Raw genomic sequence first — 26995 nt, forward strand, 5'->3', positions numbered from 1 at the left:
GTGACATTACGCTAGGTTTACACGCTACCAAAGGTTGATTGTGCCAATATCAGCCACCACGGGCATACTATAGGGAATTCTCCGGCCCGTTCGCTGAATTCATCGAATTCAATAGACCTCTATGTCTACTACGCCTCCCAATGTTCTGCAATTGGCTCGCCAGGGTGACCCAGACGCGATCGCGGCCCTGATGAATCGCCACCTAGAAACCCAGGGCATTACCGCCCATGTGGTGCAGCAGGAAAATACGCTCCAGGTCAACCTAGAGGGCGCTCAAATTCCCAGTCAGGTTGATTTAGTCGCCTTTGTCAAAAAAGGCATCACCGGGCTGGAGCTGGCTACTATTCAGCGTTTGACCGTGAGTGGTAAACAGGCCGGAGCCACTGCTAGCGCCTGGAGTGAAGATCTGGTGCTGCAAACGGCAGCCAGCGACTTTGATCTCAATTTCGAAACCGCCCCTGGGGATGCGATCGCGACTGACACCCTCGGAAGCGACGACCTAGACCTCGACTTTGACCTCGACAGCACCGCCCTAGACAACACCGACCTTGGCGATCTAGATGCCGCCCTGGGCAACGACCTCAACGGGGCCGATCTAGACCTAGATTTAGGCCTGACCAACAGCGATCTTGGCCTTGAGGCTCCTGCAGACTTAGCGTTTACCGACAGCGACTTCGGCCTCGACCTCACCGATGCTGGCGCTGGGCCAGAGGTTGCCGACAGCTTTGACCTTGACCTCAGCGATGCTGGTTCTGAACCAGATTTCGCCGACGACCTTGACCTTGGCCTAAGTGACGACCTCGCCGCTGATCTCACCGCCGACAACGGCTTTGACCTTGACCTAGGGCTGTCTGAAGAAACCCCTGCGGACCCCAACAGCTTTGACCTTGACCTGGGGCTGTCCGACGAGCCCCCAGCCGAACCTATCGACCTCGATTTTGATTTGGGGCTGACCGAGGCTGGTGCCCAGCCGCCTACCAATACTGACCTCGACTTTGACCTGGGCCTTGCGGATGGGCCAGCCGACGGCGCTACACCCGCCGATTTAGACTTTGATATGGCTTTTGACGCTGAGCCAGCCGCCTCAGCCGACGATCTTGATTTTGATCTAGACTCTGGCGATCGCGCTACAGATGCCAGCGCTGATCTTGACTTAGGGTGGGTCGAAGAACCTGCTGCCGACAGCTTGGCTACCGATAGCTCAGAGGAGCTAGACCTCGACTTTGGCGCAGCCGCAGCACCTGAGGGCGATCTTTCCACTGCGGAGCTGGACTTCGATTTGGGTCTGCCTGAAACCCCAGCCGCAGCCAGTACCACCGATGACCTAGAGCTAGACACCGCTGATTTTGACTTAGGGTTCGCTCCCGAAGCGACTGGTAGCGAGGCCAGCCTGGAGGCTAGCGACGATCTCGATCTAGACTTCGACGCAGAGTTTGACCCCGAAGCAGGTGGTAGCGAGGCCAGCCTGGGGACTAGCGACGACCTCGATTTAGACTTTGGTACAGAGCTTGCCCCCGCAGGCGACCTCGACCTGACAAATGCCGATGCCGACTTCGAAGGCACCTTCGGGACCGAAGCGTTTGAGACAGAAGACTTCGGCACCGAAAACTTCGGCACCGAAAATCTTGAGCTAGAAGCGTTAGACACCGAACCTGCTGATGCTGCGTTTGGGGCAGAAGAGTTTGGGGCGATCGCCGAGGTTGACGACTTCAGAACCGACGGTTCAGCCTTCGATCTCAATGCTCCCCCGCCTCCAATAACCGCACCTGAGATCGAGGCTGACCTCGATGATTTGTGGGGCGATAGCGACACCAGTGCGATCGCACCTGAGCCCACGCCAGCCGACCTGTCTGCCATTGACGATCTGGCCGCCTTTGACACCGGCTTTGCCGATGACACCGCTAGCGCCGAGGTCGGCCTCGACGATTGGAGCGATTTGGGGGCCGTTCCTGAAGATTTAGGGGCAGCTGACGACCTCGATTTAGCGGGCGATCTAGATTTAACCGACGACTGGGCTACTGCCCCAGCCGATCCCTCCCTGGGCGAGGCTGATACCGATCTGGGTGACACAACCGACCTCGATCTGAGCGATTTTGGCCTGGCTGAAGACAGCCCTGCTGCAGTTTCAGATACGGCCCTTACTGATGTCCCCAACGACTTTGATCTGGCCGCAGCAGGCGAGCTTCCCGCCGATTTGCTGAGCGAAGAGGCCTTGGCTACCGACTGGAGTGCCGCTACCCCAGACCTGAGTGCTGACGTGGGCACAGATTTCGACGCCGACCTGGGCACAGACTTTAATACAGACTGGGCCGAACCGGCTGCCGAGCCAAGCACCGACTTCTCTACCCCACCCTGGGAAGAGCCTACGAGCGACTTTGACTCCGATCTAGGGCTAGACACCCCCGATAGTGACGATGCCTTTGGCGCTGAGTTTGACCCTGGTCTGGTGTTTGACCCACCGGCTGAAGCCGCTGATGCCACCTCTAACCCCTTCGCAGCCGAGCCGTTTTTGCCCGCAGACGATGACCCCTACGCTTTCGCTGCCCCTGACTTCGGAGCAGAAGCAGAGGGCCTAGAGGCCTTTACCTCAGACGCTACCCCTGGCTTTGAGCCGGAGTTTGCCCCAGAGGCCGACGCCGATCTACCCTTTTCGACTATGGAGCTCGATCAAACAGCGGCGGGCAACGTTGTCCCCGAGTTAACCCCAGACGACAGCCCCAGCGAGCTTGACGCCTACGACGATGCTGCCTTCTTCGCAGAACAGCCCGAGACCTACGCTGCCGACCCCACCCCCGTGCCTGTGGAGTTTGGCAACGACGCTGACGACGATTTAGCCTTTGAATCGGTCGAATTTGAAAGTGATAATTTGGGTAGCGCCGGGTTTGAAACCCCAGGATTCAGCGTCGGAGAGTTTAGCGGTGAACCAGATTTCGCTGCCCCAGCGTTCGAAGAAGAAGGGTTTAGCAACGAAGCCAGCTTTGGCAACGAAGGCTTTGAGGACGAGGGCTTCGGCAATGAGGGCTTCGGCAACGAAGACTTCGGCAACGAGGGCTTTGGGGCTGAAGGCTTTGGCGCTGACGTATTTAGCGACAGCCATGAAGATAGCAACGGCTTCATTCAAGACCGCAACGGTGCCGCCCTCATGGATGATGAGCCTGACGCCACCGACGACTTTATCCAAGAATTTGGCTCAGACCCCTCTACCCACGTGGCGCTCACCCCTGACCAGTTCAACGACGACGGCAGCGTGCGTCGCTCTGGCAGCTCTGGCCTACCGCTGCGGCTGATTGTAGGTCTGGGCCTGGGGGCCCTGGTGCTGGCGCTGGCGGGTTTGCTGCTCAACGGAGTGCTGAGTCGGCTGCGCGGCCCCGAGGGCGACCCTGCGGTTACCCAACCGGCTCCCAATCCTGACTCTCTGCCGACAGACCCGGCGGCGGTAGCTGAGGAAGACCTGTTCAGGCAGGCGGTTAATGCGGCTCAGACGGCGGCCAACCAGGCCCAAACAGCCAGCACGCCTGCCCAGTGGCAGGAAGTAGCCGACGCCTGGTCGCTGGCCATCAGTCTCATGCAGCGGGTGCCGGCTTCAGACCCCAACTACGCCACGGCCCAGCAAAAAGCCGTAGACTACCAACCCAACCTCAACTATGCCCAGCAAAATGCTGCGCAATGACGGTAGTTTCGCCGCGTTCTACTGGTATTTCTAGAAACCAAACGCATGGCCCTTCAGCAGGGGGGAGCCAGGGGCAGGCATAAAGTATAGTGCTTCGGTTCTCCATGGCTAAGGGCAGCCGGGTAGAATGGGACGGTTGTATTCAGACCAAAGCCTTGATTGAACGCTATACCCTGCCCGAAATGGGCAACCTCTGGACCGACGACTACAAATTTCAAACCTGGCTCCGGGTCGAAATCGCAGTATGCGAAGCTCAGGCTGAATTGGGCTACATTCCAAAAGAGGCGGTAGACGAGATCAAGGCTAAGGCTAAGTTTGACCCCAAGCGCATTCTTGAGATTGAAGCTGAGGTGCGCCACGACGTCATTGCCTTTCTCACCAACGTCAACGAGTACGTGGGCGATGCGGGTCGCTACATTCACCTGGGCATGACCAGCTCCGACATGCTGGACACAGCGCTATCGCTGCAGCTGATAGACAGCCTACAGGTGATCATGATCCATGTAGAAAACCTGATTCAGGCGATTCGCTACCGGGCTCAAGAGCACCGCGACACGGTCATGATTGGGCGATCGCACGGTATTCACGCCGAGCCGATTACCTTTGGCTTTAAGCTGGCGGGCTGGCTAGCCGAAATGCTGCGCCACCGCGAGCGGCTGACGCACCTGCAGGATGCGATCGCCGTCGGCAAAATTTCCGGTGCCGTGGGCACCTACGCCAATATTGACCCCAATATTGAGGCATTGGCTTGCCAAAACCTGGGCCTGCGCCCCGATACCGCCTCCACCCAGGTCATTTCCCGCGACATTCACGCCGAGTTTATGAACGCCCTGGCCCTGCTGGGGGCTTCGATTGAGCGGTTTGCGGTAGAAATTCGCAACCTCCAGCGCACCGATGTGCTCGAAGTAGAAGAATTTTTCTCGAAAAAGCAAAAAGGCTCCTCGGCCATGCCCCACAAGCGCAATCCGATTCGCTCCGAGCGCCTGACGGGGATGGCGCGACTGCTGCGGGGCAACGCCATGGCGGCCTTAGAAAATGTCGCGCTGTGGCACGAGCGGGATATTTCCCACAGTTCGGTAGAGCGAGTGGCTTTTCCCGACAGCTGCATTCTCACCCACTTCATGCTGGTCGAAACCACTGAGCTGATCAAAAACCTGCTGGTCTACCCCAATAATATGGCTCGCAACATGAATGTCTACGGTGGCGTGGTGTTTAGCCAGGGGGTGCTGCTGGCCCTGGTTGACAAGGGTCTGGCCCGCGAAGAGGCCTATGCGATCGTACAGGGTTGTGCCCATCAGGCATGGAATACCGACGACGGTAACTTTAGAAAGTTGATTGAAGCGGACGAGCGCGTGACCGCTCACCTATCGGCCGCAGAAATTGCCCACTGCTTTAGCCCCGAACGGCACCTGCGCAATCTCGATCAGGTCTATCAACGCCTGGGTATTTAAGCTTGGGCATCAGCTCTAGACCTATCGACCGGTAGCCCAGAGACCATGCGGGGCAACTTCTTTTTTGCCATAGTAAGGGCGGTCCCACGGTGTAGACTGCGATTCCAGTAGGCCAACCACACCCTGGTTAAGCAAATACCGTTTGCCTCTGCGGCAGCGGTCTGTTTTAACGAGGTTACTGAAGCTGGATTTGCTCTAAAGACAGCCGTTCCCACAACTTTGCTGAGGGAACGGCTATGGCTGATCATACAAATTAGAGCAGTTCGCTTGTATAGCCAAAGTCACCTAGGTTAGGACATCAACAAAAGCCCGAGAACGTTTGAACGTTCTCAGGGAAACTGTCCTCACCAAACTGTCTACAGCTATAACGGCCCAGGAGTCTATGTCACAACGTCCTCCTCACTAGGCGATCGCTATACCCATGAGGCTAGCCTGTTTTCGCGCCCTATCTTCCTTCAGGAGCAATCTATGGCTGCATTGACCGCAGATAGCGCCGCAACCGGGCTATTGAGCTTTTTACCCAGCAGCCCAATTACGGCTTTTACAGTGCTGCTGCTGGTTACGCTGATTATTCCGCCCATTTTTGAGCGGCTGCGGCTGCCGGGGCTGGTGGGGCTGCTGATGGCGGGGGTCATTTTGGGACCTAGCGTCCTGGGGCTGCTTGACCCAGCCGGGGAGGTAGAAACCCTGCTGTCTGACGTGGGCAAAATCTACCTCATGTTTGTGGCCGGGCTGGAGATTGACCTCAAAGACTTTAAGCGCACCCGCAATCGATCGCTGGGGTTTGGCTTTACGACCTTCGCGGTACCGCTCATAGCGGGCATCTTGCTCAGCCGGGCCTTTGGCTTCGACTGGATTGCAGCGGTGCTGATTGGCTCGCTGCTGGCCTCCCACACCCTGCTGGCCTACCCAATTGTGATGCGGCTGGGGGTCACCAAAGAACCCTCGATTACGGCAACCGTGGGGGCCACCATTTTTACCGACATTGGGGCGCTGCTGGTGCTGGCCATGTGCGTTTCCGCCCAGGCCGGCGAGTTTTCGGCCCGAACGGTAGTGGTACAACTGCTGCTGCTGGGAATTTTTGCCACGGCGGTACTGGTCGGCATCGACTGGGCCGGGAAACAGTACTTTCAGCGCAACGGCGATCGCGAGGGCAATCAGTTTTTGTTTGTGCTGGCCGCGGTCTTTTTAGCGGCGGTAGGGTCGCAGGTCATCAACGTCGACAAAATTGTAGGGGCGTTTCTAGCCGGGCTGGCGGTTAACGACGTCGTCGGCAACGGCCCAGTCAAAGAAAAAGTAGAGTTTGTCGGCGGGGTGCTGTTCATTCCCTTTTTCTTTGTGTGCATGGGGCTGCTGCTCGACCTGCAGGTGTTCAGGGAGTCAATGACCACAAACCTGGCCTTTACGCTGGCGCTGACGGGCACCCTGATTCTCAGCAAGTTTTTGGCGGCCCTGGCCACCAAGCCCTTTTACCGCTACAGCTGGACCCAAATTTTTACGATGTGGTCGCTGTCAATGCCCCAGGTAGCGGCTACCCTGGCTGCCGCCCTAGTCGGCCTACAGCAGAACATTATCTCAAGTCTGGAGTTCAACGCCGTCATCGTGATGATGCTGGTCACTTCAGTATCCGGCCCGCTGCTGACGGCTCGCTATGCGGGGCGGTTGGTCACCTCCAAACTTCCCCGCGCTGCCTCTGATTCGCTGTGGTTTGACTACGGAGCCGCGCCCGAAAGTCGCCAAGACTCGACCATTACCGGGCCGTTTACGGTAGTTGTGCCCATCTATAACCCGATCACCCAGCGCTACCTGATTGAAATGGCCGCCCTATTGGCGAGCCACGAGGGCGGCTACGTAATTCCGGTGACCGTAGCTCGGGCTCACGTCCATATGGATGACCCCAATTTGGTCAGCGCCGTCAGCCAGTGCCGCAAGCTGCTGCACAAGGCCGAAACCCTGAGCCAGGAGTTTAACGCCCAGGCCTACTCGGTGCTGCGCATTGACGACGATGTATCAGAAGGCATTACTCGCACGGCTCGCGAGCAAAATGCCAGCCTGATTTTGCTGGGCTGGAGCCGCCGAGGGTTTCGGGCCAAGCTGTTTGGCACTCTGGTCGATGAGGTGTTTTGGTCGAGCCACTGCCCGGTAGCGGTAGCCCGACTGCTGAGCGAACCGACCGAAATTCGCCGCATTTTGGTACCGATGAAGACAATAACGCCCCAGGCCGTGCGCACCGCCCGCTTTGCCCAGGTGTTTGCCGACACCCACCACGCCACGGTAACGCTGCTGCACGTTTGCGATCGCCACACCCTTGACAATCAGATCAAAGCCATAGAAACAGCCTTAACCAAAATGATGGCAGACGGCCCCCAGATCAGCTGGAACTTGCTCACCACGGTGGGCGACAGCCCCGCTGACGTCATTCTAGAAACCGCTCAAACCCACGACATGATTGTGCTGCGGTCGATGCGACGGCGAACGGCGGGCGGCCTCGCGGTCAGCGATGTCACCCACCAGGTTATCGACGAAGCCACCTGTTCTCTAGTGCTGTTTGGCGAGCCCCACACCTAGTCGGCACCAGCGCAGCAAAAAGCCCTCGACAGAGTTCTGCCGAGGGCTTGGGGTCAGACAAATCAGCACCTACAGACCCGACTTAGTCTCAGCTTTAGCTTCGTCAGATAGCTGAAAGACGGTCTCTAAAGAAGCCCGCTTGCCGTCGGTTTGCTGGCTCAGCATGCCGCCCAGCGCCTTGGTCAGCAGCGCGTCTACAGAAAAGCGACCGCCGCCATTGATCACAAAGAAAAGAAACGTCGCCGCGTACAGGGCAGACAGCTCCAGGTAGGGAATACTCAGACCCGCCACCTTAACGTGGTGATACATGGCCACTAGCATGGTAAAGACCAGGCCCAGAGCAGCCGGGCGGGTCAACAACCCCAGGGCCACAAGAGGAGCGCCAATTAGCTCAGTGAAGGCCGCCATATAGCTGAGGGTAATGGGGAAGGGCAGCCCCAGATAGGCCACATAGGCTTGAGCAAAGCTTTCGATGTTAGCCAGCTTGTCAAGACCGTTGTGAATCATAACGACACCGGCTACAACTCTCAGAATTGTCCAGGAAATCTGAAAGGCCGTGTTGGTTGACTGATTGGGCTGAAGCACAAGGCCGCCCAGGGATAGGATGCGCTGCTGAGCAATCATATGGATTAATAAAAATTAACTTCGCTATTAAATATCCTAACGAAGTTTTAAGAGAAGTAAAGGATCTGCTGATACCAATTTGCTTTCTCTACTAAAAAATAGAGCCTTCCTCTGTTGCAGCGTGAGAGCATTGGCAAGCCAGCGAGCGATCGCACCAAACTTTGGGCTACGCCTAACACCATGTCCGCCGTCCCTCGCCCCTGGCTGAGCACCTCTGCCTAGGCAGGCAGGAAGCAGCTGAGCACTAAACCTAACTCTCCTCTAATCGCATCTGCTACCCAGCAGGGTAGACGGAGCTCTGTAGGATGGCAGTATTGCGCCTAATGCCGGGAATGAGATTAGGCCTAGTCAGCGCTATCCCTGCTACGGCAGAGTTCAATCACGGCTGTAGCCGACTAGAACCTGAGAGCAAGCATTAACTTTTGTATCTAGTTACCCCTTCACCTTGTGATGAGGCGTAACGGAACTTGATAATTAACTTAGCAACGCAGATTCATCAAGGACATACCCATGGGTTTGATCAAGTCTATTTTTGGGGCAATCTTTGGGCTCATTGGCGGCATCTTCAAAACCGTTGGCGGACTGGTAGGCCTCGGCAAAAAGTCTGAATTTTTCATGGAACTGGACGAGGCCGATGACAGCAGCCAGCCTGCGATCGCCCCTAGCGCTCCCGCTCCAGCAGCTAAGGCTGAACCTGCGGCAGCGGCTAAGTCCCCTGCCAAGGCGGCGGCTAAAACAGAAACCAAGCCTGCTGCCAAGACTCAGACTAAACCCGCTGCCAAGAAGGAAACTAAAGCTCCAGCCCCGGCAGCCGCCCCAGCCGAGCCTGTACCGACTGGCTTTGCCTCTAACTACCTGACCAGTGTTGGTACATCTATGCCCCGCCGCCGTCGCCCCGGTCCCAGCCTATCTCCCTTTATGGATATGGCCAAGCAGGTAAAAGCGCGCTAGATCTTAGTCTAGGTTTAGCCATTCATCACTTGAGTCAGCCAGAGTTGCTAGCAGCTCTGGCTTTGTTTTATAGGCCTGTCGGTAGCTTAGACATTAGCGATCGCTGAAAAGCTTCCTAACGAAACGCTACCAACCGCGCAGCCGTCTTGATACAGCCAATGCTTATAGGTGTATAAGTGGCCCTAGGGAGCAGCGGCCAAAAACCGAAGGCTGCTGTAAAGGTGAAAGGCTCCATCCCAGGGGGAGGGCAGCGATCGCACCATATCTACATGGGCTTTAAACGGGGGCAGCAGCTCGATCAAATCGAGGGCACTTTCGCCGAAGCCGCTAAAGTCGGTGATGGGCTCTGGAACAATACAGTCTTCAAAGTAAGCCTTCATCGCCTTCCAGGCCGTAGCGGCAATTAACGGTGAGGGAAACGCCGCCGCCGGAGGCAAAGGAGCAGCATCGCGGTATTTATAGGTGCGATCGCAAAGCCTCAGAATGCACCCCCGCTGGTGCAGGTGCCAGTCGATCACCTCGCCGTAGTCTTGGGTGGTCTCTCTGCGTTTCAGCTTGCCCCGAACATCCAGGTCAACTACCGATTCATAGATGGGCAGCTGACCTATCACCCACTGGGTAACATCGCTCCAGGCCAGCTGAATGGTGCCCTGCTGCCCCGCATCATTTTGGCAAATGACCGTGAGCTGCGGCTCGACCGCCTGAATCGCCTGCACCCGGAAGACGGGCAATCCCTTGATTTGCTCTGCCGTGGCCCAGCAGGCTGGGGTACCCTCAGCCTGCAGTCGTTCGCAGAAGTACTGCAGTTCCCCCGCCCCTCCTACCCGCAACAGTCGCCAGTGCTTGCTGGGCAACCGGGTACGAGCCGTGTAGACATCGATCTGCATGACTCGGGCCAGGCTTTGGGCTGAGGCTTCTCGGCGATCGCCCGTAACTGGCTCCAGCACCAGCACCGCTGCCCCGGTCGCCCCCGGCTGCTGCTTGGCCGCGCTGAGGTCGTGCTCCCGGCGCTGGGCCAGGCGATCGCGCACCCGCTGCACCCCCTCGCGGGCGTTGAGCAGCACCTTAGTGTTAGCGGAGCTTTGCAGCAGGCGAGTATAGGTAATCTGGGCCTTTTCTAGCTCGGCTTTGGCCTCCCAATATTGCCCCATCGCCAGCTTGAGCCAGGGGTCTTGGGGGGTCTTTTGCTGCCACTGCTTAATCAGCTGAGCGGCCTGGGTCAGCTGCTGAGCCCCCAAGGCGGCAGAAACGAGGTCGTACATGGATGAAGCGATAGAAAGCTATGCCTGCTACGACTCTAACACCCGTCCCCAGCTAGCGGGAGTTCGTGTGGGAGAGGTCAACGCTGCCAAAGTTGAGGCTCAGGGCGATATTGATGTTCTCAAACATGTTGACCAGCCAGGCTACCGTCTCGCTAGAGGCGGTTTCGTAGTGGTTGAACAAAATCGAGAAGCGCCGCTCTAGAAACGGCCTTACCTTTTGACAAATCAGCAGAATTCGCAGCAGTAACCCTGTCGTTTGCAGAGGCCCCAGGTTGTTGATGAGGTCGAGAAAGACGTAGTGCTGTCGCCCAGCGGAGGGGTCAACCACCAGGAAGTTGAACAGGTTGCTACAGGTCCGCACCCTGAGGAAGTCATCGACGGGTCTACCGTCACTGTCGGCGAAGGTAGAGAGCAAATGGTCTTGCAGCATCGACTTGAACTGTCGCTGACTGTAGCCAGCATTCACATCGGCAATGATGTAGTCAAACAGGTCTTCTTTAAATTCACGAAACGAAGCCCCCTGGTTGTGGGTCAACAAAAAACGCTGGGCTCCATCGCGGTAGCTCTGACCGTGGTCACGACGACGCGCAAATTGTTTCAGCGACGACACCAGCTCCTGGTCGTTGAGCAGGGTTGGGTTGTGCACCACCCGCAGTTTGCCCAGGCAGTCGGTCTGGCCCTGCTGGTGTAGCCGCCTCTGGCGCACCCGATAGGTCACGTAGTGGGTCAGGTCAACCTCAAACTTGTGCTGGGCCTCAACCTGCATGTTGCGCACGTACTGCTGGTGCTGGAGGTCGCTGTCTTCGGTCACCAGGCAGTGCTCGTAGAGGTAAGGGTAGCGGTTAATCAGCGACCCCAAAGGCACGGCTTCGGCCTGGCGGTTGCGGGGCAGCGCCGAGTGACGCGCCTCAATGATGCAGGCCAGTCGCTTCAGGGCCAGGTATTGTTCGGTATCGCGAAAGCCTTCAGTCACCTGGCGCAAGCGGCGCACCGATCGCGATCGCGACAGTTCTGAAACCCGGGTCTGCCCACTCGGAACAGTCTCTAGCAGCTCCACCAAAATCGGAATGGCGGGCTGCAGCTGGGTATTGGTTTGCCAGCGATTGATTAGGATGTGGCAACAGCGATTGAGGATGAAGCGGAAGTAGTCCTCAATTTCCTGGTTGGCCAGCAGGCGATCGAGCGCAGCAACGACATCGCGATCGGGATAGCCGCACCCGTCTAAAAACAGCGCCTGAAACCGATCGATCATGGCATCGGGAGACTCTACCGCCACACAGGCAAGCAAGTGGCTATACAGACGCTGCTCGTCGGCGGTAGTAATTCGATTGTTATAGGTCGCTTTTGTCTTCACGGATTCACCGCCCTTGTCCCACCTACAGGCAGGCCTATGCGTCTAAGCCCCCACCGACTGTAGTGAGAAAATTTTTGGAACAAACCAACAGTTAGAATACGCAGCTGAAAGATGCACGGTTTTGATGGCAGTAACAGTCCTTAGATCTAATTAAAAGCCCTATGGACGTCTATCCGCGTCAGTTTTTACACTGGCATGCTGCTCGAATATCTTCAGATTACTGCGTGAATCTTCTAGTTTCTAAGATTATGTCAGGGGCGTTAACAAAATTCCGGTAAAGTTTGCTACCAGACCGTAAGGTAACCATAAACTCCAGCCCAGTTCGCATCGCCTAGCCGGTCAACCACCTCACTCCACCAATTCAGCACTTTAAACCCTAGACTAAAGCCGTAGTGCTGGGAAGAGGGCTCAGAGCCATCACCAGCCTTATAGCGCCATGAATAACGCTGCTGAACCGAAATCAAGGCTTAGAACAGCCTGTTTCGGGGCAGTCCTTTGAACAACCCCTGCCCGGGTACCCTTACAATCGAGTCACTTTGGGCCAGACTTTGGTAAAACCTGGTATGGTGCCATCTTGCTACAGCACAACAGGTAGAAGCTATGGTTTTTTCGTCGCTAGCTACCCTCGCAGCGGCCATTGAGGCTCCTCTGGATCAAGTCCCGCTATTATTACGGGGACAAGAGGTATCAAATATCACCACGGACACGCGAGGGCTCCGAGAAAATGCGCTGTTTGTGGCGCTTGTAGGCGAGCGCTTTGACGGCCACGGGTTTGTGGAGCAGGCGATCGCCAAGGGCGCGATCGCCGCTGTGGTAGAGCAGGGCAAACCACTGTCTCACCTACCCTGTTTGCCAGTGGCCGATACTCTGGCAGCCTATCAGGCTCTGGGGCACTGGTGGCGTACTCAACAGCCTGCCAAGATTGTAGCGATTACGGGCTCGGTCGGCAAAACAACGACAAAAGAGCTGATTGCCGCTGCTCTCGCTACCCAGGGGCGGGTACACAAAACCCAGGCCAACTACAACAACGACATTGGCGTTCCCAAAACGCTGCTTCAGATCCAGCCTGACCACAACTTTGCGGTGGTGGAAATGGGCATGCGAGGGCCGGAAGAAATTGCTCGCTTAGCCCGCATTGCCGTGCCCGATGTGGCAGTCATCACTAACGTAGGCACCGCCCACATCGGTCGTTTGGGCTCGGAGCAGGCCATTGCCAACGCCAAATGCGAACTCCTAGCAGAGCTACCCGCCTCAGGTATAGCGGTGCTCAACCACGACAATGCCCGGCTGATGGCCACTGCCAATACAGTGTGGGCCGGACGCACAATCACCTTTGGTCTGGAGGGTGGAGACATTCAGGGCCACCTGATCGACAGCGAGACCCTGGAGGTGCAGGGGGTAAACCTGCCCCTACCGCTGCCTGGACGCCACAATGCTCTCAACTTGCTGGCCGCGATCGCCGTTATGCAGGCCCTCAACCTCGACTGGCGCGGGCTGAGCGCAGGTCTTGAAGTCGAGTTGCCCAGCGGTCGTGCCCGGCGGGTGGTGCTGCCCAACGACGTGGTGCTGCTCGATGAGACCTACAACGCCGGGGTCGAGTCGATGACCGCCGCCCTGCATCTGCTGGCTGAGACTCCAGGCCAGCGGCGCATTGCCGTGCTGGGCACTATGAAGGAACTGGGGGAGCAATCTGTAGCGCTGCATCGACAGGTGGGCCGAGTCGTCAGCCAGCTAGGGCTAGATCGCCTGCTGATTTTGGCCGATCCTGAGGAGGCAGCGGCTCTAGCTGAAGCGGCTAATGGAGTTGAAGCCACGGCCTTTGATGACCACAGCAGTTTGGCCCAACACCTGCTAGCGGTACTGGAGCCGGGCGATCGCGTGTTGCTGAAGGCGTCGCGATCGGTTGCTCTAGATCGGGTTGTCGATCAGCTGGTTGCGGCCCTCGGAGTCTCTGGTCCGCAGCCTTTTTAGCACGCCTTAATCATCGGATTAGTAGTAGTCGGACTCAGCCACCGGATTCATGGGGTCAGGGGCAAAGGCCAGCCACAGCGGAAACTGCAGCAGCGCCAGGCTAATTACTGACTCGGCTTCGTCTACCACAATGAAGGGCAAGCCATTGTCGGCGGTAATGCGATCGGCTCGCTGCGCCAGAGGTTCTGGCGCGTCAAATAGCATTACCCCCTGGCCGGTGCCAAAGTCGGCCCGAGAGATGCCGAGGCAGTCTTGCAGGCCCCGTCGCCATTCGCCCAGACGCTCGGGGCTGTTAGAGAGCACCAGCGTGCGCAGGCGATTGCCGTAGAGAGCGTACAGAATCGACAGCGCCGCCGAGGCCACCAGCACATTCTGTAGGCGACTACCCATGCTCTTAACCGCGCCGCGACCGCCCTGGGCAAAAAACCAGTTCGAAACTCGCTCCGCGTGGATAGGTTCAAAGGTGCGGCGCAGCTGCCACAGAGGGCCGTAGTAGTCTGGTCGCATGCGGTACTGGTCGAGCAGGCTACGAATGCGCTCGGTTTGGTCTTGAAAAGCATTGGAGGCAAAGGCGGGCTGGGCGGAGGTAGATTCGGCAACAGCCCGACGGTCAGAGGACGGGCGATTGGTAGCGCGCTCCGCTCTGAAATCTCGACTTTCGCCCCTTTCTTCGCCCTCAGATACTGGTCTAGAACGCCTTGATGGAGCCAGTTCCAGCTGCTCTGCCGCGGCTGCCAGGTCTTGTAGGCTGCCCACCAGGTAGTCTTTGAAGCCCTGTACCCGCACGGCTAAATCTTGAGAAGACCCAGCAAAGGTAGTGCGCATCTCAGTCTGAATCCGCTCCTGACGGCGCTCCAGCGTTTCAATTTCCTTTTGCAGGGAGCGTTTGCGCTGCTCTAGGTCGGCTGTGCCCTGCTGCACCATGCGGCCAATATCGGTCTGAATCTTCTGAAACTGGTCCTGAGTGAGCCGATTGTAGGCCGATTGCAGATCGGCAATGCTGCGTTTCAGGTCAGCTTCCTGCTGGCGCAGGGCGTCAATTCGAGTGCTCCAGTCTGATTTAAGCCCGGCTGAGTCAGCCGATCCTAGACTCAAACCGGCATCGGGGCTACCGTTGCCGCCAGCGCTGTCTGGCCCCAAACTCGATTTTGATAGCTCCTCTGCGGTCATAAACGGCTCCCATAGACCCTGATGTCAGGGTATCAGATGAGCGTCAGGTTCGCCCTTAGCAGTCAACTACTGTGCTTCTTTAGCCACATCTTTAGCCCCTGCACAGTGGGTTTCTAAGCAGGCTCGTAGTTCTTTGGGGCTAAACAGCACCGGCAAAAAGTGGATGCTGTTGACCTCGCGAAAGTAAAACAGCACCGGCACCGGCTGCCAAAAAATCTCCCAGTGCTGCCAGTCAGCGTAGGGAAAGTGGCGAATGACCGTATCGCCCCGGTAGACATCAAGGGCGCTGTCAGTAAACCGCAGCGTTAGGGTGAGGGTCTGCACCAGCAAAAACAGGCCGAACAGACCCACTACTCCTCCCAGCCAGAGCCTGGCCAGCGCCAGCGGGATAGCCAACCCAATTAAAGCCAGAGGAATACGATAACTGCGGGACAATTCGGTGTAGGTTGTTGCGGAGGTAGACGTCACGGCAAACAGAAGCGATGGAACTACTTGTAGTATAGAAGGCCCAGCGGCTAGAACCAGAGCGAACGACATCAAACCCTTGGGCGGCGGCGATCGCTAAAAGCTATTGACCACAGCGCTACCAGTGCCCTGAAACATCAGCCAGGACAGAAAAAAGTTGCTGATAAAAATAGCCAGCAGCGCCGTTACTACCGCAGTAGTAGTCGATTGTCCCACCCCTTTAGCACCACCGGTCGTGGTTAGGCCCCAGCTGGTGCCGATGACGGCGATCAAAATGCCGAAGAAAAACGCCTTGATCAGCGAACTGACCAGATCCCAAATGGATAGAAAATTCTTGGCGGAGTCTAAAAAGACGTTGACCGGAATATCGTACTGGTTGGTAGCAATCAGCAGCCCGCCGGTCATGCCGGTAATAAACGACAGGACGTTGAGCAGTGGCAGCATGAGAGCGCAGGCAATGACCCGGGGAATGACCAGGTAGTCAATCGGGTCAGTTTTGAGAATTTGCAGGGCATCAATTTGCTCAGTGACGCGCATGGTGCCAATTTCGGCCGCAAAGGCTGACCCTACCCGCCCGGCAATGATGACGGCCGTTAGCACCGGGCCTAGTTCGCGCGCCAGGGTGAGAGCGAGCACACCACCTACCGCTGTGCCGGCTCCAAAGCTGAGAAATTCTCGGGTCACCTGAATTGTAAATACCATGCCGACAAAGGCAGCGGTAATCAGGGCAATTAGCAGGGACTCTGGCCCCACGGCTGCCATCTGCTCTAGGGTATTGCGACGATGTATGGGGCGAGAGATCAGATGAATAACGACCTGGCCCGATAAAAAGGTCGCCGCTAGAGCCCGTTGGCCCCACTGCCTCAAATTTGAGCCATCTATCGCCTGAGTCAAAGCCTGCTCCCTTTATGTGTCTGTAACACGGTGTATCTGTAACACGTAGTTGAGTAACGCCGATTTGATGGTGGCTGATAGTCTAGGCCAGACCTGGCCCAGCGGGCGCACTCTGCAAATACGTCGTGGCAGCTGGGAGAAGGGAAGACGCGATCGCTCCCGATTTCCCCCCTCTTCTGCAGGTGTTGTACCCACAGGATATTGCTTGCAAGTCTATAGACAAAGCTCTAAGGGAACTCTACCCAGGATTTGAGGCTTTGACAACTGTCCTGTGCTCGGTTGGGGCTGACGCCTTAGCCCCCTTAAGGCCTAGTGGTCATTGTCCATAAGACTCAACTATCCTGAAGGTCGAAGTTTAATTCATCTGGTCTAGTCCATTTGTTTGAGTGCAGCTTATGAATGCAAAACCGCCGACGGTTCGAGGGGTTGGTGCGGGGTTAAGTCGCCTGCGCCCAGCCCTAGTAGGCCTGGTAGCCTTGGTTAGCCTTTGGGTATGGTGGCCTTTGGCTCCAGCGGCGGCACGGGAGCCGATTCAAACCGCTCAGACCATTCAGCCCTACTTAGACCGGGTGGCCGAGGCGGTGACCGAGTTTACCCTCGACAACGGTATGAAATTTATTGTGCTAGAGCGACACCAGGCTCCAGTGGTGTCGTTTATGATTCATGCCAACGTGGGCGCGGTGGATGAAGCCGACGGCAAAACTGGCGTGGCCCACTACCTTGAGCACCTGGCTTTTAAGGGCACCAGCCGCATCGGCACTAAAAACTTTGCCTCCGAACAGGCGATATTCACTCAGCTGGATGAGGTATTCGAAGACTTTTTAGCCGCTCAAGCCGCAGGCAACACCGCTCAAGCCACTGAACTGGAGGCAAAGCTGGTCGCTTTGCAGCAGGAGGCGGCCAGCTTTGTCGAGCAAAACCAGTATGGTCAGATTGTTCAGCAGGCCGGAGGAGTGGGCCTTAACGCCACCACCTCCGCCGATGAAACCCGCTATTTCTACAGCCTGCCCGCTAACAAGCTAGAGCTGTGGATGTCGCTGGAGTCGGAGCGATTTCTAGACCCGGTGTTTCGAGAATTTTACGAAGAAAAAGATGTAATTCTAGAAGAACGCCGCATGCGGGTTGACAATTCGCCGATTGGCACCATGATTGAGCGTTTTTTAGAAGAGGCCTTTGTCAGTCACCCCTACCGTCGTCCGGTAATTGGCTACCAAGACGATCTGTTTGTCGCCACCCGTGACGATGTTCAAACGTTTTACGACACCTACTATGGCCCTGCCAACCTGACCGTCGCCGTGGTAGGCGATGTTGACCCCGCTGAGGTACAGCGGCTCGCCGAGGTTTACTTTGGCCGCTATACGGCTCGAGCGGTGCCGCCTGAGCCCACGATCAACGAGCCGCCGCAGACTGCTCCCAAGGAGTTTTCGCTGGCGCTACCCTCTGAGCCCTGGTATTTGGAGGGATACCACCGCCCTAGCCTGAATCATCCTGACCACGTTATCTACGGCATGATTGAGAGCCTGCTGGTGGGGGGCCGCACCTCCAGACTTTATGAGACGGTGGTAGACGACGCCCAGGTTGCTCTGGATATCGGCAGTTTGAATGGGTTTCCGGGCGATCGCTACGACAATATCTTTCTGGTTTATGGCCTGACCGCTCCCGGCCATACCCCCGAGGAGATCGGGGCGCTGTTTGCCCAGGAGCTAGAGCGACTGAAACAAGAGCCCGTTAGCCCGGAGGAACTCGATCGCGTTAAGACGCAGGCCCGCGCCGGGCTGCTGCAAAGCCTGGACTCCAATAGCGGGATGGCCTCGCTGCTGGCCGAGTACCAGGCCAAGACCGGCGACTGGCGCAATATATTCAACAACCTCAAGACTATTGAGGCGGTTTCGACGACAGATATTCAGCGCGTGGCCCAGAGCCTGTTTCGGGTTGAGAACCGCACCGTGGGCAAGCTGGTGCAGGCCCCATCGGCGCAGTAGCGGCTAAAAGCATTAGGGAATCGCTATTTATAGTCAACCGCTCGTAATCAACCGCCCTGATCAATTGCCAAGTAGACGAGCCGCCAGAACAGGCAGGGCCAGGACATTCACATTTCAGACCTACGGTATTGGAACGCACAGTGATGAACGCGATCAGCTGGTTTATGGGTACCCGTCGCAGCCTACGGCGCAAATTGATGCCGCTGTTGGCCCTGCTCGGATTGTTGGGGGTGCTGCTGCTGGCCTGGCAGCCGTCGGCCAGCGCCCTCACGCCGCGCCACTACGATGAGCTCGAGTTTCCGCCCCTGCGCGATATTGAGATTCCGGCCTATGAGCGCTACGAGTTGCCCAACGGCATGGTGGTGTACCTGCTCGAAGACCACGAGTTGCCCCTGGTTAGCGGTAGCGCCACCTTTCGCACCGGGGGCCGGTTTGAGCCTGCCGATAAAGTCGGGCTAGCCAGCCTAACCGGCGAAGCTATGCGCCTGGGAGGTACCACCGACCTGGATGCCGATGCCCTGAATCAAGCCCTGGAGCAGCGGGCTGCCTCGATTGAAACCAGCATTGACACCAGCGAGGGCAGCGCCAGCTTTAGCGCCCTGAGTGAGGATACCGCCGACGTCTTTGCGCTATTTGCCGATGTAGTGCAGCGCCCTGCCTTTGCGCAGGACAAGATTGATTTGCTCAAAAGCCAGTACAGCGGCAGCATTGCCCGCCGCAACGACGATCCTGACAGCATTACCAGCCGGGAGTTTCGCAAGCTGGTATACGGGGCCGACAGCCCCTACGCCCGCACGATAGAGTACGCTACTCTGGCCGCCATCGATCGGCAGGATATTGAGCAGTTTTACCAGGCCTCGATTCGTCCAGAGCAGACCATTTTGGGCATTGTGGGCGACTTTGACAGCGCCCAAATGAAGCAGTGGATTGCCGACTACTTTGGCGATTGGCAGGGAACTGGCACCGCTTTGAATACGACGCTGCCAACCGTAGAGCAGGCCAGGGCCGGTGTCTTTAGGGTGGCGCAGCCCCAGCTGACCCAGAGCTACATTCAGCTGGGCCACCTGGGCGGACAGCTCAACTACCCCGACCACGCTGCTCTAGCGGTGATGAACGAGGTGCTCAACGGCTTTAGCGGACGGTTGTTTAATGAGGTGCGATCGCGCCAGGGGTTAGCCTACTCGGTCTACGCCTTTTGGGCACCGCGCTACGATTACCCAGGCTTGTTCATTGGCGGTGGTCAGACCCGGTCTGAGGCCACAGTACCCTTTATTCAGTCAACGATGGCGGAAATTAACCGCATTCGCACCACATCCATCAGTGATCAGGAGCTGGCGCAGGCACAGGATGCCGTACTGAACAGCTTTGTGTTCAACTTCCAAAGCCCTGATCAAACCCTGGCTCGGCTGATTCGCTACGAGTACTACGACTACCCCCAAGACTTTGTATTTCAGTTCCAGGATCAGGTGCGTGAGACAACTGTGGCTCAAATACAGGCAGCCGCCCAGGCTCACCTAAACCCAGAGCAGATGGTGATTTTGGTGGTTGGCAATCCGGCAGAGATTCAGCCCGGTCTCGATACCCTGGCCCCCAATACCGCCGTTACGCCTATCGACATCACCATTCCTCAGCCTGAGGCCTAGGCACGGGCTGTCTACTTTTGAAAGTTGCAGCTGGGACCACATCCTGCTCGCTCAACCCCCAAGTCAAAAGAGCCTCGGAGGCGGCTATGCCGATGCCCCAAGGATTTGCCCTTTTGGCCACTGGAGCTATGGGACTTGGATTTACCCTGAACATAGCCGTTTCCATAGACTTCGCTCAGGGAACGGCTGTGGTTGCTGCTGGGGGTGCGGGGCTGAGGGTACGGGCGGATTGCCATCCTAGGAGTTAACTTCAGCACTGGCTAGGGTCAGACTCGCTGGAGGAGGCTTCTGAGGCTTCTTCGGCGGTGGCGAACCAGTCGCCCGGCAGCATCTGGGTGGAGTCTTCGCCAGCTTCAGGGTCGTCTAGATTGTCGGTGGCGATGCTATCGATCCACACTCCGTAGGGAACCGCTTCTCTGTCGGCGGAGCCGCTAGCATCTGTGGTGCCCTCGTTGGGGAGATGCGATCGCACCATCGCCTCAACCCGAGTCAAATCGGCCAGCACCTCCTCGGCCCGCTGATAGCGATCGGTAAAGTCGTAGAACACCAGGCGAGCCACAATATCGCCAAACTCAGGGTTGAGGTTAGGGGCCTCGTGCCGCCAAATTAGCTCGCCGTTGACATCGCGGCGAATCGCATAGGCCGGAATGCCGGTTAGCGCCTCAACAGCGGTGATGCCTAAGGCATAGAGATCGCTGCCAAACTTGGGCAGCCCCGCCGACTGCTCGCTGGGCATATAGCCCTGGGTGCCCACACCGATGGTGGAGGTAGAGGTGAGATTTACTCCGGTGTCGGCCAGTTTGTTAGAAATGAGCTTTACGGCCCCAAAGTCGATCAGCACCAGCTGCCCGTCTGACTGTCGCCGAATAATGTTGGAGGGTTTGATGTCGCGGTGAATAACGCCCTGATTGTGGACGAAGGCAACCACCGGCAGCAGCCCCAGCAGCAGATCGAGCACGTAGGCCTGAGGCATGGGGCGGCGGGAGGCCAGCTCATCCTTGAGCAGGCGGCCCTCAACCATTTCTTCAACCAGATAAAACGAGCTTTGGGCCTCAAAATAGGCCAAGAGCCGAGGAATCTGGGAATGATGGCCCAGTTTTTCTAAAGTTTCGGCCTCTCCTTGAAAGAAGCGCCTGCCCAGGCGGTGTGCCCTGGGGTCATTGCTGATGATGCGCAGCTGCTTGACAACGCAAACCGGCGAACCGGGACGCTGGGTATCTTCGGCCACGTAGGTTTCGCCAAAGCCCCCCGACCCCAACAGCCGCACAATGCGGTAGCGGTTGGCCAGCAGCAGGCCAATCACCTCCGCCTCCCGCAGCTTCAGCAGATCTTGCAGGTCATCTTGCTGGCTGATGATTTCCTGCACGATGGGCGAGGTGACGTACTGCTCCAGGGTTTGGCGCAGCCGCTGCTTGCGCAACTGCTCGGTGATGATATCGGCCACGATGTAGGTGCTGCCCAGCACCATCAGCCCGGCGATCGGTGCCCCGGTCGGCAGCAGCACGCCAGCCCCGGCAAACGCGCCATAGCTGAGCCAAAACCAGCCGCCATTGGCGGCGGCGGTCCAACCCAAGCGGGCGATCGGGCGGTTGAACCGGCGTAGCAGCAGCACAAACCCGGTGCCCCCAACCAGCACCAGCAGCCCCCGCAGCCAGGGACTGGGAAGGCCTGAGCGCAGACTGTTGCCGCTGCGCAGATTAGCAATATCAGTCGCTAAAATTTCGACCCCGGCCATTGCTTCGGGGTGCAGCAGGGTTTCTGAAAAAGGAGCCTGGTGAAAGTCCTGCAAAAACTTGGCGGTGCCCCCGACCAGCACAATTTTATCTTTGAAGTAGCGGCCGTTGTTGAGGTATTCGGCCCAGGGGTCGGGGTCGAGGATGTACCAGAACGGCACGTGACTAAAGCTGCGCGTTGGCCCATAAAAGTTGATGAAGTCACCCCGGTAGGGAGGGTAGTTGACGCCAGCGGCATCGAGGCTGGCCTCGGCAAAGGAGCGGGTGTCATCGACATCGCTTTCCAGGCTGCTGACCGCGTCAATTTCGGCCAAACTGGCTTCTAAACCATTGAGATAGGTACGGCCGTGGCGGTGAATGCGCCCGTCGGGTTCGATGGGGAAGTTGATGTTGCCCGTGTGAACGGGGGTGTTGAGCAGTTTAGGCAGGGGCTGGGTCGGGCGAATTAAGGCTCCCTGGCGCAGCTGGGCATCGTCAACGGAGGTGGCCAACACGACGCGATCGCCGTAGCGGGTCAGCACATCGGCCAGGGCCTGATCATCGGCAGGGCCGTAGCTGCTGTCAGAAAACATCAGGATATCCAGGACTACCGCTTTAGCTCCGGCCTCTAGCAACCGCTCGATCGCGATCGCGTGGGCCTGGCGCTTCCACGGGCTGCCCGCAATTGGGGCAAAATAGCTGTACTGCTCAGGATCGGCGCGATAGTACTCCGCCTGCCCAAACGATTCATCATCCATCGCTAGAATGACAATGTCGTTAGGGGTGACCACCGGGCCGCGAATTTCAAAGAAGAGAGTTTGCAGGCGTCGCTCCAGCAGCTGCGTTGGCACCGAGTCGGTGGCCACATGGGCCGCCACAAAGCTCAGCCACAGACCAGCCAGCGAGAGCTTGACCCAGTCTCGCTTAATCTGCCGCTGCACCCAGCCCTTCAGCCGATAGGTGGTAGAGAGGGCAGCGGTTTTAGTTTTAGACGACGAGAGCATGGGCAGGGCGCAGCGGGGGCAACCCCTAGCTTAATCACCAAACTGCTGCGCTGGGGAATGAGTTTACGGAATCTTAGCTACAGGGCGCGATCGCCTGTGCTACTGCCCCTGACCGATCGCCGCCTGCACCCGCAGCGCCAAAACATGCAGCAGCCCCGGCGACAACTGAGGGTGAGGCGCAGTGTCGGCAATAATCAGCGTAGCCAGCAGAGCTATCAACAAACGGTTCCACTTGAAATCTCGGTAAACGCGAGTTGCCATGGTCATATCCAAATATCGAGGAGGGCAGGCAGCCCCGCCAGGTGGGCCACACAATTAGGGGCGAGTAGGTCTATAGCCCGGTCGATCGCGCGATCGTCAAAGGCTTTATAAAACTGAAGCACCAGGTCTTGAGGTTCTGTCGTCTGCATAAGCCACCGCTGTTGCCTGGGATGAACTGCCGAAGGCTATAAAATTAAACTAAACGGTTTGGTAAAATTAGTCAATGCGCCGCTAAAATGAAGGTATAGCGCTATACACTACTGCTTTAGTTCCTGGGGCATGCTCCAGAGTGAGCGATCGCCCCAGTCAGGTACCCAGTTGAGTAAAAGACAGCACCTCAGACTACTGTGGCGCTTCATAGTCGAGTGCTATACATGAATCAATCGGTTAGGAAGGTATCAACGCGTGGTTCAAAGTCCATCAGTGCTCAATGACAAAGCTGTGCAGATTTTGCAGGGAGCGATGCAAGAGTTTCTGCAAAATGGCTACGCAGGCACCAGCATGGACAAAGTGGCCGCTACGGCTGGGGTTTCTAAACCCACGGTCTACAACTATTTCAAAGATAAAGAGGGGCTGTTTCGATCGCTAATTCAGTACGTGGCCCAGTCGCGCTGCCAGCAGGTGATGGGCGACGGCAACCTGGAAGGCCGCCCCGAAGTCGTAATTCGACGACTGGTGACTAACGCCATTGAGAGCGAGCTGCACGACCTGGACTACCAAAACTTTGTGCGGCTGGTAGCGGGCGAATCGGGGCGGTTTCCGCAGCTGGCCCAGGCCTTTGTCGAATACCTGACCAAGCCAGCCGCCGACCAGCTCACCGCCTACCTGAAAAGCTGCCCAGAACTCGACCTGCCCGACCCGGAAGCCACAGCGCGGGTGATATTGGGGGCGACGGTCTTCTTCATCATGACCCAGTGCGTGATGCACGGCGAGCACATCATGCCGATGGAGCCGCAGCGTCTGGTGGATAGTTTGGTGGATCTGGTGATGCGATCGCAGGCGGCCTAGCCTCTGTTATTCATGAAGTCGCCTGGTTTAGAGGTTCTGCAAACCAGTCAGCGAGGGCGCTTGCTTAATTCGTAAATCGATCTGGTGGGCAGTGCCCACCCTACGGGACTTGGGGCGGCTCGATTTCTTCACCGTCGGGGCCTTCGAGCACGAATCCGGCATCGCGAATCATGGCGTAGTCGGCCTGAGCGGCCTGGCCGGGGGTGGTGAGGTAGTCGCCCACAAAAATTGAGTTGGCGGCGTACAGCCCCAGAGGTTGAAGCTGGCGCAGCTGAACTTCTCGCCCTCCGGCAATGCGAATTTCTTGAGCGGGCAGCAGCAGCCGATACAGGCACAAAATGCGCAGACACTGGCGCGGGTTGAGATCCTGCCTGCCTGCCAGAGGCGTGCCGGGAATGGGAATTAAAAAGTTCAGCGGTACGCTGGTCACCTGCAGCCGCCGCAGGGCCAGGGCCATATCGATGATATCGTCGTCGGCTTCACCCAGGCCAAAAATGCCGCCCGAGCAGGTGGTCATTCCGGCGGATTGTACGGCCTCGATCGTAGCGATGCGATCGTCAAAGGTGTGGGTGGTGCAGATCTCGCCGTAGTTGTTTTCGCCCGTGTTGAGGTTGTGGTTAACCCGGTCTACCCCCGCCGCTGCCAGCTGCTGAGTCTGAGCCTCATCGAGCAGACCCAGGCAGGCGCAGATTTTCATCGGGTAGCGAGCTTTGACCTGGCGCACGGCATCGAGCACCTCACCAAAGACGCGATCGGAGGGCGATCGCCCCGAGATCACCATACAAAACGTACCAGCCTTGAGGCTGTCGGCCCGTTCCGCCGCCGCCAGAATTTTCTCCTGGGCCATAAACGGGTATTTCTCAATCTCAGCGGTAGAAATCTTTGACTGCGAGCAGTAGTGGCAGTCTTCGGGGCAGAGCCCGCTCTGGGCATTGAGCAAAAAGTGCAGCCGCACCCGGTTGCCCCAGTAGTGCCGCCGCACCCGGTAGGCCGCCGCCAGCTGATCGAGCAGTTCGGTATCGGGGGCCGCCAGCACGGCCTGGGCCTGCGATCGGCTCAGTACTTCCCCCGCTAAAGCCTGATCTGCCAAAGCTTGCCAGTCGACACGGGAGGGAGCAATAGAAGTGGCAGTCATAGCGGTGAGATCGGTAGGTTCAAGGTGATCGAGGTTTCTATTGTCTCAGATTAGCTCCCTCTAAAGGGCTGATTCTAAAGGCTCGGTCAGTTCTCGCTGGCGCTCTCGCTGGATGAGAAGCAGGGGCGATCGCCCCAAACGGCTGGTCTTTGGTCATAAAAGAAACCGCCTGCCCAACTCAGTCAAGTTTGGCAGGCGGCTTGAGCGACTTGGAATAGCTGATACTGGCCTAATCTTCTAGCACCCGCACATCGACGGCGCTGGTGTTGAAGTTGTAGAGGTCGCCATCTAGCTCAATCTGGGTGCCCACTTTGACTTTGCTGTTGCCAAATACCGGCCCAGTACTGGTAATTTGAGCATCGTCCTCAAGGGTAATCAGCATATCGAGGGTGTAGTTCAGCTCTGGGCGCGGGTCGGGCAGCGCGACGACCGTGCCATCGGGCTGGGGCACCGCCGTACTGCGGGGCAGCAGGCGAGCATCTTTGACTTTGACCTGGCCGTAGGGCTGGTTGCGAATAATGATGTTGGTGGTTTCTGAGTTTTTGATGGTCTCAAATAAACGCTCAGGGTCAGAGGAGGTGAGCCCTCGCACCATCACGTCCACTTCGACCGGCTTGGTGGTCGCCCCTACCTGCGCCACCGACCCTGAGGTGCCGGGGTAGAGAAAAATGCCAAACAGCACCATCAAAATAATTAGCGCTGCCGCCACATCTAAAATGCTGACTTTGCCGAACAGGCGACCTTTAGCGTCAAGTAGGGTCATAGCTGAGGTGCCCTCAATGGAGGGAAAGGATAGGTATGTTGAGAACAGCGGAATGATCGATACCATTGAAGCACAGGCGGGCTCTTTTGCGGCCATCCGCCAGCGATCGCTTCAGGCGCGGCAGACCAGATCTAGGTGAACTTCCCGCTGGGCAACGGGGCCAAATTTATTATTGGCCACTGACTGTGGCGGCGGTAGGCCGGGCGGGGCAAGATGGAAATAGTCATGACCCTCAGCAGCACGTGAGGCGCTTCTATGCTCTCTCCTCTCACCTACTTAAAGAAACATTCTTTCCTGCGCCGTGGCCTGTATGGCCTGATGGCAACCCTGATGGCCATCACCATTGGGCTCGCCACGCCTACCCCTTCCCACGCTGGCCTGTTTGACCTGATCTTTCAGGGCATTCGCTATGTTCAGCTGGGCAATATGTCTGAGCAGGATGAAGTTAACCTGGGCACCCAGATTGACCGCCAGCTCAAGGCCCAGGGAGTGCGAATTTATAACCGCAACTCCAGCATTAATGCCTATATCAACGAAATTGGCCAGCGCCTGGCGGCGAACAGCGATCGCCCCAACCTGCCCTACACCTTTCAGGTGGTAGACGACGACAGCGTTAACGCCTTTGCCACCGCTGGCGGCTTTGTCTACGTGCAGACTGGGCTAATCAAGGAGGCCGCTAACGAGGCCGAACTGGCCGGGGTGATGGCCCACGAAATTGGCCATATTACCGGGCGGCACGCCATCAACCAAATGCGGCAGCAGGCCCTGGCCAGCGGTGTTGCCGGTGCCTTGGAGGTGCGGCAAGATGCCCTGGTCAATATAGGGGTACAGCTGGCCCTACAGCTGCCCAACAGCCGCGAAGCCGAGTACGACGCCGATCGCCGTGGGTTTAACAACCTGGGCCGGGCGGGTTATGACACTCGCGGGTTTATTAGCTTTATGCAAAAGCTGGAAGGGGGATCTTCAGCCGAATTTCTCAGCACCCACCCCAACCCCGGCAACCGAGTGAGCAATCTGCAAAGCATGAACAGCGCAGGCACCTACGCCAACAACGGTGTCGGTACCGATGCCAACGCCTACAAAAACCGCATCAGAGGTCTGTAGCGG

General features: G+C 57.5%; 20 protein-coding genes. 9 read left to right on the forward strand and 11 right to left on the reverse strand.

Translation table 11 applies throughout. The features are described 5' to 3' along the window. Positions 1-121: 121 nt before the first annotated feature. From ACQ4N7_RS03740 to ACQ4N7_RS03750, 3 genes are all read left to right on the forward strand, one after another. Complete coding sequence (locus tag ACQ4N7_RS03740; protein ID WP_430710283.1) at positions 122-3670, forward strand: hypothetical protein; 3549 nt, start codon at positions 122-124, stop codon at positions 3668-3670. 155 nt (positions 3671-3825) lie between these two features. Beyond that, positions 3826-5121 (forward strand): adenylosuccinate lyase, encoded by a 1296-nt coding sequence (gene purB, locus ACQ4N7_RS03745; RefSeq protein WP_430710284.1) that lies wholly within the window; start codon positions 3826-3828, stop codon positions 5119-5121. A 468-nt stretch (positions 5122-5589) separates the two neighbouring features. Then, positions 5590-7689, forward strand: a complete 2100-nt coding sequence (locus ACQ4N7_RS03750) for a cation:proton antiporter (RefSeq protein WP_430710285.1) — start codon at positions 5590-5592, stop codon at positions 7687-7689. 69 nt (positions 7690-7758) lie between these two features. Here the strand turns inward: ACQ4N7_RS03750 and ACQ4N7_RS03755 are convergent, their stop codons facing one another. Further along, on the reverse strand, positions 7759-8313 hold the full coding sequence (locus ACQ4N7_RS03755; RefSeq protein WP_430710286.1) for a DoxX family protein: 555 nt from the start codon (positions 8311-8313) through the stop codon (positions 7759-7761). A 510-nt stretch (positions 8314-8823) separates the two neighbouring features. Between ACQ4N7_RS03755 and ACQ4N7_RS03760 the strand changes: the two genes are divergently transcribed. Further along, positions 8824-9264, forward strand: coding sequence for a hypothetical protein (locus ACQ4N7_RS03760; protein WP_430710287.1), 441 nt, complete (start codon positions 8824-8826; stop codon positions 9262-9264). A gap of 182 nt (positions 9265-9446) precedes the next feature. Here ACQ4N7_RS03760 and ACQ4N7_RS03765 read toward each other — a convergent pair whose 3' ends face one another. Continuing rightward, on the reverse strand, positions 9447-10526 hold the full coding sequence (locus ACQ4N7_RS03765; RefSeq protein ID WP_430710288.1) for a tetratricopeptide repeat protein: 1080 nt from the start codon (positions 10524-10526) through the stop codon (positions 9447-9449). Between the two features lie 52 nt (positions 10527-10578). After that, positions 10579-11880 carry a hypothetical protein gene (locus ACQ4N7_RS03770; protein ID WP_430710289.1) on the reverse strand — a complete coding sequence of 434 codons (1302 nt, stop codon included), beginning with the start codon at positions 11878-11880 and terminating at the stop codon, positions 10579-10581. A 600-nt stretch (positions 11881-12480) separates the two neighbouring features. Between ACQ4N7_RS03770 and ACQ4N7_RS03775 the strand changes: the two genes are divergently transcribed. Further along, on the forward strand, positions 12481-13851 hold the full coding sequence (locus tag ACQ4N7_RS03775; protein ID WP_430710290.1) for a UDP-N-acetylmuramoyl-tripeptide--D-alanyl-D-alanine ligase: 1371 nt from the start codon (positions 12481-12483) through the stop codon (positions 13849-13851). An 18-nt stretch (positions 13852-13869) separates the two neighbouring features. Here the strand turns inward: ACQ4N7_RS03775 and ACQ4N7_RS03780 are convergent, their stop codons facing one another. The 3 genes from ACQ4N7_RS03780 to ACQ4N7_RS03790 form a co-directional block, all read right to left on the reverse strand. Further along, on the reverse strand, positions 13870-15021 hold the full coding sequence (locus ACQ4N7_RS03780) for a DUF3086 domain-containing protein (RefSeq protein ID WP_430710291.1): 1152 nt from the start codon (positions 15019-15021) through the stop codon (positions 13870-13872). Positions 15022-15087: 66 nt separating this feature from the next. Then, a complete protein-coding gene (locus tag ACQ4N7_RS03785; RefSeq protein ID WP_430710292.1) occupies positions 15088-15489 on the reverse strand; it encodes a DUF3119 family protein in 402 nt (133 codons plus the stop codon). Between the two features lie 93 nt (positions 15490-15582). Beyond that, positions 15583-16380 carry an MlaE family lipid ABC transporter permease subunit gene (locus ACQ4N7_RS03790; RefSeq protein WP_430710293.1) on the reverse strand — a complete coding sequence of 266 codons (798 nt, stop codon included), beginning with the start codon at positions 16378-16380 and terminating at the stop codon, positions 15583-15585. Positions 16381-16775: 395 nt separating this feature from the next. Between ACQ4N7_RS03790 and ACQ4N7_RS03795 the strand changes: the two genes are divergently transcribed. Both ACQ4N7_RS03795 and ACQ4N7_RS03800 read left to right on the forward strand, forming a co-directional pair. Further along, a complete protein-coding gene (locus ACQ4N7_RS03795) occupies positions 16776-18362 on the forward strand; it encodes a M16 family metallopeptidase (RefSeq protein ID WP_430710294.1) in 1587 nt (528 codons plus the stop codon). A 143-nt stretch (positions 18363-18505) separates the two neighbouring features. Beyond that, positions 18506-20005: a M16 family metallopeptidase gene (locus ACQ4N7_RS03800; protein ID WP_430710295.1), complete on the forward strand. Its 1500-nt coding sequence runs from the start codon at positions 18506-18508 to the stop codon at positions 20003-20005. A gap of 250 nt (positions 20006-20255) precedes the next feature. Here the strand turns inward: ACQ4N7_RS03800 and ACQ4N7_RS03805 are convergent, their stop codons facing one another. From ACQ4N7_RS03805 to ACQ4N7_RS03815, 3 genes are all read right to left on the reverse strand, one after another. Further along, positions 20256-22721 (reverse strand): CHASE2 domain-containing protein, encoded by a 2466-nt coding sequence (locus tag ACQ4N7_RS03805; RefSeq protein WP_430710296.1) that lies wholly within the window; start codon positions 22719-22721, stop codon positions 20256-20258. A gap of 99 nt (positions 22722-22820) precedes the next feature. Beyond that, positions 22821-22982 (reverse strand): hypothetical protein, encoded by a 162-nt coding sequence (locus tag ACQ4N7_RS03810; protein ID WP_430710297.1) that lies wholly within the window; start codon positions 22980-22982, stop codon positions 22821-22823. Between the two features lie 2 nt (positions 22983-22984). Beyond that, positions 22985-23131: a hypothetical protein gene (locus tag ACQ4N7_RS03815; protein WP_430710298.1), complete on the reverse strand. Its 147-nt coding sequence runs from the start codon at positions 23129-23131 to the stop codon at positions 22985-22987. A 256-nt stretch (positions 23132-23387) separates the two neighbouring features. Between ACQ4N7_RS03815 and ACQ4N7_RS03820 the strand changes: the two genes are divergently transcribed. Continuing rightward, entirely contained in the window at positions 23388-23990 is a 603-nt protein-coding gene (locus ACQ4N7_RS03820; protein ID WP_430710299.1) for a TetR/AcrR family transcriptional regulator, read from the forward strand. 100 nt (positions 23991-24090) lie between these two features. On the opposite strand, the gene bioB is transcribed toward ACQ4N7_RS03820, so the two are convergent. Both bioB and ACQ4N7_RS03830 read right to left on the reverse strand, forming a co-directional pair. Then, positions 24091-25125, reverse strand: a complete 1035-nt coding sequence (gene bioB, locus ACQ4N7_RS03825) for a biotin synthase BioB (RefSeq protein ID WP_430710300.1) — start codon at positions 25123-25125, stop codon at positions 24091-24093. A gap of 229 nt (positions 25126-25354) precedes the next feature. Beyond that, positions 25355-25888, reverse strand: a complete 534-nt coding sequence (locus tag ACQ4N7_RS03830; RefSeq protein WP_430710301.1) for a DUF4330 domain-containing protein — start codon at positions 25886-25888, stop codon at positions 25355-25357. A 255-nt stretch (positions 25889-26143) separates the two neighbouring features. Here ACQ4N7_RS03830 and ACQ4N7_RS03835 point away from each other — a divergent pair, with 255 nt between their 5' ends. Beyond that, positions 26144-26992: a M48 family metallopeptidase gene (locus tag ACQ4N7_RS03835; RefSeq protein WP_430710302.1), complete on the forward strand. Its 849-nt coding sequence runs from the start codon at positions 26144-26146 to the stop codon at positions 26990-26992. The last annotated feature ends 3 nt before the right edge of the window (positions 26993-26995 follow it).

It is taken from the genome of Nodosilinea sp. AN01ver1, assembly GCF_050565655.1.
GTDB lineage: Bacteria > Cyanobacteriota > Cyanobacteriia > Phormidesmidales > Phormidesmidaceae > Nodosilinea.